The sequence below is a fragment of the Sphingobacterium sp. Ag1 genome (genome assembly GCF_000988325.1).
In the GTDB taxonomy this organism is placed as follows: Bacteria; Bacteroidota; Bacteroidia; order Sphingobacteriales; family Sphingobacteriaceae; genus Sphingobacterium.
Genome location: NZ_LBGU01000036.1, coordinates 1 through 13,533 on the forward strand (window position 1 = coordinate 1; position 13,533 = coordinate 13,533).

The window sequence follows — 13,533 nt, forward strand, 5'->3', positions numbered from 1 at the left end:
GATGCCTTTTTTTCTTAAAATATAAGATGGATTTACGTTAATTCGTTTTTCCAACTTTATGACCTGCTATAGAGAAATACATAATGTATAGATAGCCTGGTACCATTGCATATAGGAATGCATGTTGAAAATCAATATGTAAATGATCTTTTAACAGCCCGTAGATCAAAGGCCATATCGCTCCACCAGCAATACCCATAATCATAATTGCTGATCCTGTTTTTGTGAATTTTCCCAGACCTTTAATTCCTAGCGGGAAGATGGCTGGCCACATGAGGGAGTTCGCGATTCCTAACAAGGCAACAAATATAAATGATGTTGTACCAGTTGTGAAAACAGAAATAACGGTGAATGTGATACCAATGATTGTGCAAATGCGTAGGGCCATTTGTTGTGATACAAATCTTGGAATGGAGATAATACCGATAATATAACCGATCAACATGCAAGATAGTGTAAATGCTGTTGCGTAGGTCGTAAAGAAGGGATCAACTTTCAGTTCGCGTGCATAGACGCCAATGATATCTCCCGCCATAACTTCGACCGCTACACAGAAGAAAATTGCCAAAGCGCCCAAGAACAAATGTGGATATTGAAATATCGATGTTTTCTTTGCCGCAACAGTTCCGCTTTCTGCGCTGTTTTCTTCTTCTGCATCCATATCGACCTCAGGCAGGTGAGTGAACTTTAAGAATATTGCGAAGGCAACGAATATAATTGCAAGAGAGATGTATGGCGTGTGTACGCGTTGAAGAAGATCATCTAAGATCGCATTCTTTTGGACCAGATCCGTTGTTGCTTCTAATTTTGCTGTTACTTTTTGAGCATCTTTTAAAAAGAGTGTTCCGAAAAGGATAGGTACAATGATACCAGCCGATTTATTGAAAAAACCAGCTATTGAAATACGTTGTGCTGCGCTATCAATAGGACCAATAATACTTAAGTAAGGGTTAACTGCTGTTTGTAATAATGCCATTCCTGAACCTTGAATAAAGATTCCTGTTAAAAATAGGCCATAGCTTCTGTTATCTGCCGCAGGAATAAAGATCAAAGACCCTAAACCTAATATAATAAGACTGACAACTAAACCATTTTGGAAACCAATTTTTTTGATGATGACTGAGCTTGGAAGTGCTAGGAAAAAATAAGCAATATAGGAAGCAAAGGTTACGAAGAAAGCTTGCAAATCTGTTTCGAGGTTACAAGCAATTTTTAAGAATGGAATTAAAGTTCCGTTTGCCCAGGTAATAAAACCGAGGATAAAAAATAAACCACAGCAGATGGCCATAGGGCGAAAAGCTGTTTTACCAACGTTAGGATTAGTGGTCATGTTTTGTTTTATTATATTTAGTTAAGTTATCGTTCGAGTAGTTAAGTTATCGTTCGAGGATTGGTAAATCAGTAGGAATAAGGAATGAACAAACGATTGCGCTTCATAATTACTGATTTTTAAAGTATCCATCCTACAAGACTACTTAAATTTCTTGAATATTGGAAATAAATAAAGGCATATTTTTGAGGGATTTTGATAATTAATTGACAAAAAAAAGGGGGATAAATTGTGAAATTTGTCCCCCCTTGCTTATAAACGTTGTCGAATTGTAATTGGAACGAGGTGATAAATCGAGTTAGCAAGAGCCGTATAATTATCGTTATTTTGGAACGATAGCTACTGTAAGTCTCGAGATACAATTTAATTTGTTGAAGCGATCGTACATCTTTATTTCCCAAATATGTGTGGATCGACCAATGTGTATTGGGCTACATTTTGCTGTTATTACGCCGCTACTGACCGGGCGTATGTGATTGGCATTTACTTCAAGTCCCACACCGCGGTATTTTTCAGGGTCAACCACGAGATTGGATGCGATACTTCCCAAAGACTCCGCCAGAACGACAGATGCTCCACCGTGTAAAATACCGTGTGGCTGTTTGACTTTATCTGTTACGGGCATGGTTGCTGTAATGGAGTTGTCGTCTATTTCTGTTGCTTGAATCTCGAGCAGACCCGACAGATATTTATTGAAGAATACGTTAATTTCCTCAATGCTGTAATGCTGAAACCAAATTTTTGACATCGTCTGAGTTTAAATAACGTTCCTGGATAATAATGCGGTGATGATTGAGATGGCCCGCAATGACATACAAAAGCGCTTTTACACTTGTTAGGCGTTCAGATGCCATCCCCTTACGTTCTAATTCCACGTCATTAAAACTGTTGAAAAGCATCATGTTAGCTTTGCGAAGAAAGGTGAATTCTTTGCTTAGGCTTTCTAATGTACGGTCGTTGTAACGGGAATATTGAATGAGATAGTCTTGGTCATATCCGGCAAGCTCTTTAAGATCATTACGTGAAAAACGCAATGCCCGGTAAGCCATGATACGTTCATTATCGATGACGTGGCCAACAACTTCTTTGATGGTCCACTTATCCTCGGCGTATTTAAAATTACCTCTTTCCTCAGGAATCGTGTCCAGAAATGCTGGAAAGGAGAGCGTTTGTTCTTCTAGTGCATCAAACACGTTATCGACGACAGTTTCAATATAAGGCGCGTAAACTGCTGGATATTCGTCAGATTTGAGTGGCTTCATATTTTAAATTGCTTTTTAAGATTATTCGAAATGTTGTTCCTTTACCTACTTCAGATTCTTTTACAAAAATTTGTCCTTGGTGATACCGCACCATTCTTTTTGTCAGACTAAGGCCAAGCCCCCAACCTCTTTTTCGTGTTGTGAACCCCGGCTGGAAAACAGATTCAAAATTAGATCTCGGAATTCCTTTGCCCGTATCACTAATGTCTATAAAAATTTCTTCTTTCGCAATATTTTCTGAAATATTAACAGTTATCTTTCCTTCTGTGCCAATGGCGTTTACTCCGTTTTTCAATAAATTTTCGATAATCCAATCAAAGAGTGGAATATTGAGCTGTGCTTCAAGATGCCTGTCGCCTTTTAATTCGAAAGTAATTTTATTACTGGTTCGTATGCGAAAATAATCCATATAATTTTTGATGACATCATAGAGGTTATGGTTGGTCAGTACGGGAGTAGATCCTATTTTGGAGAAGCGGTCAGCGACGATTTCAAGTCGTTTAATGTCATTTTCCATTTCATTTAGCGTGTCATCGTCTTCGGCATCAAATTTTATGCGAATCAATTCTAACCAGCCCATCAGTGACGAAATAGGGGTGCCCAACTGATGTGCCGCTTCTTTGGTTAGTCCGACCCAAACAAGATTTTGTTCGGATTTTCGGATGGAGTTGAAAACCGTATAGGCAATAATGAGAAAGAGGGCAATCAATGATAATTGTACATAAGGAAACACTCTCAACTGTTGCAAAAACCACGAATCCTTATAATAAACATGCCATTTTTGTCCATTTTCCAATTCCAATGTAATCGGAGGATGGCTCTTCTTCATAAACGCAAGCTGCTTTTGAAAATATGCCGGATCATAATCGAGATGTTTTGTAACACTGTCGTTGTGTCCGGGTTTAATATTTGTCTTTGTGGAGTCGAGGTTACGCCAGAAGATAATGTCTTCCTTATCGTCAGTAATAATTGCTGGTAAATTGAGACTGTCTCTTACGGCGTAAATAAACGTAATGAATTCATCATCAACGTCGGGCATGGTCATGATATTTTTGGTACTCATGGCCCATACCTCAGCCTTTGAACGTTCGGCATGCGCAAGATTTCGAACGAGGTAATTGGTATAAACCAAAGAGGCGACAGCAATGACTGCTGCAAAGATAAGCAAGATAAATTTCCAGCGTTGCTGGCTAATCTGATAGGGTTTCATGATTACGTATTCGTGTCCTTCATTTGCAAATTACTGAATAAATGTCTGTTTTCTGCACTTTTATTTCATTGAAGAAGTTAACGTACCATCCAAATCAAAAATTTTGTGGTAATTTTGCGGCATGAGTTCAGAAAGAAAAGTAAGAGTGCGTTTTGCACCGAGCCCGACAGGTGGTCTTCACCTTGGTGGGGTACGTACAGCTTTGTTTAATTTTCTCTATGCGCGTCAGCATCAGGGAGATTTTATTTTACGTGTCGAGGATACGGACCAAACTCGTTTTGTCCCAGGTGCTGAGGAGTATATCAACGAATGTTTAGCATGGTGTGGTCTTTCTCCAGATGAAAGCCCGTTAAAAGGGGGCGAGTACGGACCTTACCGTCAAAGTGAGCGAAAACCATCTTACCGGAAATATGCTGAGCAGTTGATCGAGAATGGTTATGCTTATTATGCATTTGATACTGCAGAGGAATTGGATGAGCAACGTAAGTTGCAGCCTAATTTTCGCTATAGCCACGAAAATAGACTTCAATTGCGTAATTCATTGAGTCTGTCTGAGACTGAAACTCAACAATTATTGGATGCGGGGACTCCGCACACCATTCGTATAAAAATTCCTACCGATGAAACGGTAACATTCACGGATATGATCCGTGGAAAGGTTGCTTTTGATACCAATCTTGTCGATGACAAGGTGTTGCTTAAAGCAGATGGCATGCCGACTTATCATCTGGCAGTTGTTGTAGATGATAAAGCTATGGAAATATCACATGTATTCCGTGGTGAGGAGTGGCTGCCTTCGGCGCCTATCCATATTTTATTGTGGGAATACCTCGGCTGGGGTGATAGCATGCCAGGTTGGGCACACCTTCCATTAATTCTGAAACCAGATGGAAATGGTAAATTAAGTAAGCGTGATGGCGATCGCTTGGGCTTCCCTGTTTATGCAATGAACTGGACTGATGCGAAATCTGGTGATACAACAAAAGGATTCCGTGAGATGGGCTTCTTGCCAGAAGCTTTTGTCAATATGCTTGGGGTGTTGGGCTGGAATGATGGAACTGAACAGGAGATTTTCTCCTTAGATGAATTGATCCAGAAATTTGGTGTTGACCGTATCAGTAAAGCTGGGGCAAAATTTGATTTTGAAAAAGCAAAATGGTTCAACCATGAATGGATTAAACGCACATCGACAGAATCTCTGTTGCCACAGATCAATACAGTTTTGGAGCATCATCAAGTAGAAGCCGATGCCGCTTATGTGAGCCGAGTATTGGATGCCGTGAAAGAACGTCTAACCTTTGTTGAAGACTTTTGGAGCCAGGCGTCCTTCTTCTTCTCGCAACCTGCGGAATATGATTTGAGCGCCGTGAAACCTAAATGGTCTGCTGAGAAAACAGCATTTTTTGAACATATTAACCAATCTTTCGAAGGGTTTAATACCTGGAAGGCTGCTGAATTGGAACCTTTCTTCAAAGATGCGATTCAGGCATCGGGAATGAAGATGGGCGAGCTTATGATGCCATTCCGGATTATGCTGGTAGGGGGTAAGTTTGGACCAGATGTATTTCAGATTGTTGAATTACTTGGTCAACAAGAGGTCATAGCGCGTGTGAAAAAAGCACTTAAAGAATTCGATGCTTAAATAAATTAAGTACAAGATACCGAAAAGGGGTTGTCTGCATTGCTATGCAAATAGCCCCTTTTTTCTGAACGAGGCTGTTTTATTGATTCCTGTTGTTTTTATCAAGTCATCAATGCGCGATTAAGTCATCAATGCGCGCGCGATACGCGGTTGATTAGCCAAAAAGAATCTTCCGTTCGGGTTCTTAACTGTTGTTGCTCGCGAAATCATGGAGCTTGTCTATAGGGGGGAGCGGCCTCATTTACAAGTATGGTATCCTTAGGCGCATGAAAAGTGTTTTGGCTGGGCCGAATAAAAATATAAGCCCCGTTATTAGTATTCCTAGTATCCCTAGATAAGTAAATATCTCCATGTTACTGATTAACGTTGCTTGCTGACTTAGGGTTCCCGAAATACTTTTGCTGGCAATACGGCTTGCTATCTGATCGCCATATATTCCGGCATATTTCTCCATTAATGTATCCCAATAGTTTATTGTTAAGGTATTGCTTGTATTCAATGTTTGTTCGAGTTGAATATAATGTTTTTGATTTAGTACATAACTGACGTTTTGGATAAGAGCAAATCCGACATTCGTACTCCAGAACCGAGCTGTTGTGCCCATAAGACCTGCATTGCCAACGTGATGGGATTCGACACCAGTCAAGATATAGATAACAAGCGGTGTAAAGAGCCATCCCTGACCTATTCCTTGAATAAACAAAGGAAGACCGATTGCCCAAATTGTGGTGTCAGGGTAAAATGTGGGTACAAATAGAAAACATGAGGTCGCCAAAATCAAAAAGCCGAAACCAAAGATATATTTAGGAGATACATCGCGCAGGAGTAAAAAACCTGAACTACCGACACCCAGTATTGTGCCAAACACGTTGATGTACTGTACATCAATAATATAATGCCAGGGCCACTTCCAAACTGTAGCCATTACAGTATAAACATTATTGAGGCAGCTACGAATAATATAAAACAGAAAAAACAGGGTAACACCAAAGATCACATTTTTGTATCTCAAGATCTCAAAATGAAAAAGGGGTCTTTTGACCGTCTTTTGTTTAATCATAAAGAGTGCGCCGAAAATAAGGGAAAGGGCGAAGTTTATGGTGATATTGGCGTGTTCAAACCAATAGTATTTGCGACCATAAATTAAGACATAAGCTCCACAGCTCAATGATATCAATAAAAACAAGCAACTTGCCAGATCTAATTGATAGAGGGGGAATTTTTTACCCAAGCGATTATTGTTAAGTAACAGCAAAGCTATTGCAATCACAATCAAATGCCAATAGAGCACGACGTGGATCATATCTTGCCATCCATAATCCATAATACTTTCTTTGAGTAAGGAGGTCGTTAAAGTTGATCCCGTAAGCATAAAGGTGTACAGGAAAAAATAAGCAATCGTACGGCTTTTGGCATGCCTAATCTGCATCATAAGCAAGGGAAGAAAGCAAGCTCCTTCCAATACACAGAAAATACCTTCGACCACGCGTAGAATGCCAATAAGAAATGGATCTCTTGTCAGCGAAATACCTAGTAGGATCAAAATGGAAAGACTGCAGGTCAAAAGAATATATGTTCTAACTCTGAAGAAGGAAAATAGCCGCTGAAATAGAAGTAAAGCAACGACTATGGCACCATACATCAAGGACAGAAAATACTGAATATCCTCGGCTTCGATATCCAGTGCCGAAGCGGTAAATGCTGTATTGGAATGGAAGAGCGACATTAACATCAGGTGTGGGAACATCGCTAATATCATTAGCGGAAGTTTTATCCATTCGGGCACCCAGCTATAGTATAAAGATTTATTCATACGCATGATAATTAGGATTGATGGGTAGCATGGATAACCACATTCATACCGGCACGCAATTTCTTAAGATCCTGTTTTGGATCAAATACAATTTTAATAGGAATCCGTTGTTCAATCTTTACGAAATTTCCGGTTGCATTGTCTTGAGGTATCACGGAAAATTTGGAACCTGATGCTGGGGAAAAAGAATGAATTTTTCCTTTAAAACTAAGTTTGGGAAAGGCATCAACCTGTATCGTGACTACAGTACCTTCTGAAAGGTTTTCGAGTTGAGTCTCTCTAAAATTAGCGTTGATCCATTTTTCCTCGCTAATGACGTTGGCTAGTGTCTGGCCTTCCTTTACAAATTGTCCTGGTTGGATCGTTCGTTTGCCAACAAAGCCATCGTAGGGAGCGGTTACTACGGTATAGGAGAGAAAAAGCTGTGCATTTGTTTTCGCAGCCTTTTTGATATTGATATTAGCTCTTGCCGGCAATTCGTTTGCTTTTTCTTTGCTGCTGTTCAGTTGAGCTGAATTATATTCTTCCGTAATGGCGTGCAATTGCGCCAATGCGATATCGTATGCTGCTTTGGCATTATCGTACTGCTGTTTGGTGGCAGCCTCAGCTTCAAATAAATTCTTGAACCGATTGTAATCCTGTTGGGTCTGCCATACACTTACTTTTGCAGCCTCTAATCTTGCCTTTTGAACCGAAATACTATTAGCTGCCGCATCGGCTGTTTTGCTGAGAACCTCGGCATTTCTCTCACTACTTTGGAGTTCGGCATTCGCCATATCCACCTTGGTTTGATACTCGCTCGCGTCTATAATAAGCAGCGTGTCGCCTTGATGAACATATTGATTTTCCTCAAATCGTACCTCTTTAACAAAACCAGCGATTCTACTGGCAATGGGTGTTACATATTGATCAATTTGAGCGTCATTTGTCGTGACATACTGATTAGTAAAAATGAGGTGTCTGACTAAGACGCCAATACCGGTCAATAATAATAGGCTGGCAAATATGACGAGCACTTTATTAAATCCCTTTGTTTTGTCTTTTTTATCTTCTTTATTCATTGTTGTTTAATTGCGCGTTTTTCAATTGTGTGCTTTGTCTGTGCTTATTACTTTGTACGTGCTTGACGTATCCATTTACCTTAAAATCATCAAAGCTTCCAGCTAAAAAGTCTCGGAGCCATTCTTCCAGTTCAGCTATGCTGTACTCGGAGTAGCAATCTTTCTGGTTTTGTATTTGACTTAAACAGGAGTACTCGGAATACGAGCAAATTTCCTCTGAGCACATGAGCCTATGGCTGTACAAAGATACTGTGAGATAGAAATGTTTTGTTTTGTATAGTCGGACGAATATCTGTTCATTTGCGCCATGTTGTAGGAAAAGTGTAATTTTAAGTTATGGAAGAGGAAAAACTGGCAGCTATTGATGCTGATCAATATGATTTTTATATAGACCACATGTATGTCGATCGTATCGATTCTCGTGAGTATAAACATAAAAAGGCACGGTTGCTCTATGCCGAGGGTGGAATTGTTCATGTGTTTACGGAAACGAAGCACTGGTACTTACCGGCAAGATTTTACATGTGGATTCCGGCAAATACAACCTATCATCTGGAAAGCACAAGCTCCCGTATCCCCCTATATAGTTTTTATTTCAAGGAGCGGCAGCAGATGCCGTCCGTACTTTCAGTACCGAATATATTTCTTAGCAATGATCTGGTGCGTGAAATGTTTTTATTTGCTCAGGATTGGAGCGGAGGGGTCAGTAAAACGGCCGATTATTCAAAATACTGTCTCTTGCGCGCGATGATGGCTATCATTCCGGATACAAGTTCACCAATAGATGCTTTCCCGATGCAGCATCCCTATCCTAAAAGTGAGAAACTCAGGAGTGTGGCTAGATATCTGAACAGCAACATTGATCAGGCCTTTACCATAGAACAGATTGCGGCTCGCTTTGGAATGAGTAGCCGCTCGTTGTCCAGACTTTTCAAAGACGATATGGGCATCAGTTATATTCGGTTTTTAAGAGCCATACGAATTGCAAAAGCTTTGGAGCTGATGTCCGAGAATAGCTATTCCATTCTAGAAATAGCTATGCGCGTGGGATACAACGAGCTGTCTTCTTTTAGTAATATTTTTACGCGTGTAACGGGTATCCGTCCATCGATATATATGGCGAAGATTAATGAATATAAACAGTAATATTTTATTTAGGCCAAAAGTTCCTGCAGATCTTCCTGAGATAGTGACTTGATAAAGCTTTCTTCTGTCGTGATCAGGCTTTGTGCAATCGATTTCTTTTTATTCTGTAAAGCCAGTATCTTTTCTTCGACGGTATCTTTACTGATAAATTTATAGATAAATACATTGCGCGTTTGACCGATGCGGTGTGAACGGTCTACGGCCTGTTGTTCCACAGCTGGGTTCCACCACGGATCCAGAATAAAAACATAGTCCGCTTCAATCAGATTGAGTCCCACCCCACCTGCTTTTATCGATATAAGGAATAACTTAGTATCGTTGTTTTTACGGAATTGGCTAACGGCTTCATCCCGATTCTTTGTGCCGCCATCCAGGTAGGCATAATTTATTCCTTTATTATCGAAATACTGACGGAAGATATTGAGCTGTTTTACGAACTGGGAGAAAATCAGTACTTTGTTGCCCCTTTGCATGACCATTTCAAGCGTTTCAATGACAGCGTCGAACTTGCCGGAAGCACCCGAGAACTTCTCATCCACCATTCGGGGATGATTGGCTAATTGTCGGAGCTTTGTCAAGCCCTGCAACAGCGCAATTTGGGTAGATTTTGGCTTGCTGTCCAATTGTCCGTCAAGAATGGCATTGCGATATTCAGATTTGACTTTTTCGTACAACTCGGATTGTTTTTCCGTCATTTCACAATAAAGTACCTGTTCAGTTTTTGGCGGTAATTCTGTTGCCACCTGATCTTTTGTACGTCTTAATATAAAAGGTTTGACAATCGCTTGAAGACGCTGCGCCTTTTCTTCATCTTTTTTCTTTTCTATGGGCTGCACAAATTCCTTCTGAAAATAGGTATAGCTTCCTAGTAATCCTGGATTGGTGAAGTGCATCTGTGCCCAAAGATCCGAAACGGAATTTTCCACTGGAGTTCCACTCAAGGCCAATTTGTTTTTGCTTTTTAGGCTCTTGATAGCTTTAAACGATTTGGAAGTTGGGTTTTTAATATTCTGGCTCTCATCAAGGATAATGTAATTAAAATAAAAGCCACTCAAGGTTTCTTCGTCAATACGGGCAATCCCGTACGTGGTAATTATCAAATCATATTTGGCGAAAAGCGAGGCATCTTTAATGCGGTTGTTTCCGGTATGAAGGTGAATATTAAGTTGGGGCGCAAATTGCTGTGCTTCTTTTTGCCAGTTGTATACCAATGATGTTGGCAAGACCAAAAGTGAGGTACGGACATCCTGTTCGTCTTGGAGTTGTTCTTTTTGCTGTTGCAATAAAGCTAAAGTCTGTATGGTTTTACCTAAACCCATATCATCCGCCAGACAGCCGCCAAATTTATACTGCTTCAAAAAATTAAACCAATTGTATCCTGCTTTTTGGTATGGGCGAAGGTTTCCCTTGAAATGTTTTGGTTCGGGAATATCAGCAATCTCTTCAAAGTTGGCTAGATTCTGTAGTTTTCGTGTAAATACCAGTTTTGTATGCTCACTAATTTCAAAGAGTAGACCAATATGTACCTTATTTAGTTTGAGCTCATGTCGGTCTGCAGAAAATTGGAAGAGATGGTTGTATTTTGCAAACCATTCTTCCGGAATCATGGCAATTTCTCCATTTGGTAAGGTGAATTCCTTAATATTATTAAGGATATGGTTGCGCAGCTGAATAAATGGAATCTCATAGGGCCCAAATTTTGCGATAGCACTTATATCAAACCAATCATTGTCTTCATCAATGGAGATATCTAAGGAGGTGTGTCCTATGAAGAAGCGTTTTTCTTCACTATTTTGTATAATGTGGAATCCAAGAGCCTCCAGTTGTTCTTGATGGTTGTTCATCCAGTCAAATACTGAAAGCCGTTTTCCAGTATGGTTTGCTGGCGTTAATAAGCCGAGTTGGAGATCAACATCCTGTAGTCCCAATTTTTTTAAGCTTTCATGTTGTTGTTCTTCCCATTGCAACGATCGTTTGACACGGTGGAATATATATTGATCATCTTGCACATTATATTCCATACGAACAGTAACTTTATTCTCGGCTCCCGCGGTAAAGGTATGCGGTCCGTACTTGAATTGCAGTTGTAATTGCGAGGCTCCATCCTCGACATAAATCAAATGGAGGAGTGGAATTGCTTGATGCTGGTGGGTCTGAATTTCAAATCCTTCGGCATAGACATGATAACGTTCAATCAGTCCACATACAAAGGTTTCGAAATATTTTTTTTCAGTGCTTCTACCGACAGAAATGTAACGTTTATTCAGGAAAGGGCTGAGCTTCTTGCCCTCAAGGGCCTGATCGAAATAATATAGGGTATTGTTTAAAAGTAACCATGCTTGTACATTGGTCAAGACAATGGCATTTTTGAACATAAACTCCAGACGCTGATTTTCGTATTTGATTGTCGGGAAATAACGTGTTTCTTCTTCGTTTCGTCGAAAATGAAATAGAATCGATGCCGCAGAGGTTGCCAATTTAATTTCTTGATCTGCTGGATAACCATCCTTGCTCATCATGAAAAGTGGTTTGTCTCCAACAGCTTCAAAAAATTGGATCATTTTTTCATCTATTTTAGGCCGAAGAAGTTCATACAACTTTTTATCAAAAACTTTGGAAAAGAAATCGACAGGTCTAATTGCTTTTTTGTAGTATTTTTTAATAAGGTGCGTTTGTTCGATTTCATCAAGCAATCGAATTAGTTTGTAATCTACTTCATCCAATTCCGCGGCGTAAGCATCGACAGTATTGCTAAATATGCGTTGATAGCGCAGTGAGTAAGTCCCGTTGGGATTGAGTTTGACCATGTGTGGCTCAATAAGATAGCCAAGATAGGGGTGCTCACATATAGAATAAACGATTTTATATACTGGAAATGACTTTGACTGTTGCATTAAAAATAGCGGACCTTATAAATAAAGGTTTCTAATATACAATAAAATATACCATAAATCGCAATTTGCACGTTGAAATTTTAAAAAATCGATTCCAAGGGATAGCCTCGTTAAGATGCTGTACTAACCTTCATTATGAAGTTGTTCACAGGTATCGTTAAATACCAAAGATAACAGGTCGTCCTTCACGGCTTGATTTACCTGAATTGAAAATTTGGGTTGTAATTAGCTTGACTCGCTATAGGAGTAAAAATCTAATAGTTTCCTTCAAAGACAAATTGTGCTGGACCTTTTAAGAATACCTCTGAGAAATGGGAGTCCTTCTTATGGAATGAAATATAAAGCTGCCCTCCTAATACGCGGATAGGAATAGTGATATCACCTTCTAAATTTTGCTGCAGGGCAACAGCCATCGCTGCTGCAGTTGCTCCAGTGCCGCAGGCATAGGTTTCATCTTCAACACCGCGCTCAAAAGTACGGAGGAAATAACCATCTCCTTCCGCTTCAATGAAATTTACATTGATGCCTTCTTTTTCATAAGTAGCATTGTTGCGAATAGCGTAGCCATCTTGGAAGACATTTTTATCCTGCAGATTTTTTACAAACTCAACATAATGTGGAGACCCCGTTTGTAATACATAAGCTTCACCATCACGTGTATAATCTTGTACATCGATCATTTGCAGATTGACAAGGTCTGCTGCTAGCGAGGCATGGTGTATGCCGTCTACTGCCAAAAAGACAGTTTTGTCAGTAATGATGCCTAAGTCGCGTGCAAAAGCGACGATACAACGGCCCCCGTTACCACACATGCTGCCTTCTCTGCCGTCGGCATTATAATAAATCATCTCAAAATCGTAATTTTCCTTGTTTTGAAGCAGCATTAAGCCATCGGCACCAATGCCAAACCGACGGTTACAGAGCTTTTCTACCAATGCTTCATCTGCGCGGTCAAATGCACTGTCGCGGTTGTCTACTAAAATGAAGTCATTTCCTGCGCCCTGATATTTTGAAAATCTTACTTTTGATGCCATTACGTTGATTTGTAGTAACAAAAATACGTTTTTTTGTTACAAAAAACCGGGTAAAAGTTAAGATTTGTTAAAATGATTGCATTTGTCTAGCAATTAACATTTTTTAACGTGTCGGATTTTCCGAAGGCCTTGAAATGGTAT

At 39.9% G+C, this 13,533-nt stretch carries 10 protein-coding genes; 2 read left to right on the top strand and 8 right to left on the bottom strand.

Annotation, left to right across the window (positions count from 1 at the left end; genetic code table 11):
- Positions 1-37 precede the first annotated feature (37 nt).
- The 4 genes from AAW12_RS10690 to AAW12_RS10705 form a co-directional block, all read right to left on the bottom strand.
- A complete protein-coding gene (locus tag AAW12_RS10690; protein WP_084823138.1) occupies positions 38-1,330 on the bottom strand; it encodes a sugar MFS transporter in 1,293 nt (430 codons plus the stop codon).
- Between the two features lie 322 nt (positions 1,331-1,652).
- Positions 1,653-2,078, bottom strand: a complete 426-nt coding sequence (locus tag AAW12_RS10695; RefSeq protein ID WP_046673622.1) for a hotdog fold thioesterase — start codon at positions 2,076-2,078, stop codon at positions 1,653-1,655.
- A complete protein-coding gene (locus AAW12_RS10700; RefSeq protein WP_046673623.1) occupies positions 2,044-2,592 on the bottom strand; it encodes a DinB family protein in 549 nt (182 codons plus the stop codon). The genes AAW12_RS10695 and AAW12_RS10700 overlap by 35 nt, the downstream gene beginning before the upstream one ends.
- Positions 2,573-3,802 carry a sensor histidine kinase gene (locus AAW12_RS10705; RefSeq protein ID WP_046673624.1) on the bottom strand — a complete coding sequence of 410 codons (1,230 nt, stop codon included), beginning with the start codon at positions 3,800-3,802 and terminating at the stop codon, positions 2,573-2,575. Before AAW12_RS10705 ends, AAW12_RS10700 begins: the two co-directional genes overlap by 20 nt.
- 121 nt (positions 3,803-3,923) lie before the next feature.
- Between AAW12_RS10705 and gltX the strand changes: the two genes are divergently transcribed.
- Positions 3,924-5,444 (top strand): glutamate--tRNA ligase, encoded by a 1,521-nt coding sequence (gene gltX, locus AAW12_RS10710; RefSeq protein WP_046673625.1) that lies wholly within the window; start codon positions 3,924-3,926, stop codon positions 5,442-5,444.
- Positions 5,445-5,685: 241 nt separating this feature from the next.
- Here gltX and AAW12_RS10715 read toward each other — a convergent pair whose 3' ends face one another.
- Positions 5,686-7,257: an MFS transporter gene (locus tag AAW12_RS10715; protein ID WP_197084016.1), complete on the bottom strand. Its 1,572-nt coding sequence runs from the start codon at positions 7,255-7,257 to the stop codon at positions 5,686-5,688.
- Positions 7,258-7,268: 11 nt separating this feature from the next.
- The gene (locus tag AAW12_RS10720) at positions 7,269-8,318 is read right to left on the bottom strand and encodes an HlyD family secretion protein (protein WP_046673627.1); all 1,050 of its coding nucleotides are present in this window, start codon (positions 8,316-8,318) and stop codon (positions 7,269-7,271) included.
- Between the two features lie 336 nt (positions 8,319-8,654).
- On the opposite strand from AAW12_RS10720, the gene AAW12_RS10730 reads away from it, so the two are divergent.
- Positions 8,655-9,464, top strand: coding sequence for a helix-turn-helix domain-containing protein (locus AAW12_RS10730; RefSeq protein WP_046673629.1), 810 nt, complete (start codon positions 8,655-8,657; stop codon positions 9,462-9,464).
- 8 nt (positions 9,465-9,472) lie between these two features.
- Here the strand turns inward: AAW12_RS10730 and AAW12_RS10735 are convergent, their stop codons facing one another.
- A complete protein-coding gene (locus tag AAW12_RS10735; RefSeq protein ID WP_046673630.1) occupies positions 9,473-12,358 on the bottom strand; it encodes a DEAD/DEAH box helicase in 2,886 nt (961 codons plus the stop codon).
- Positions 12,359-12,612: 254 nt separating this feature from the next.
- Positions 12,613-13,392, bottom strand: a complete 780-nt coding sequence (dapF, locus tag AAW12_RS10740; RefSeq protein ID WP_046673631.1) for a diaminopimelate epimerase — start codon at positions 13,390-13,392, stop codon at positions 12,613-12,615.
- Between the last annotated feature and the right edge of the window lie 141 nt (positions 13,393-13,533).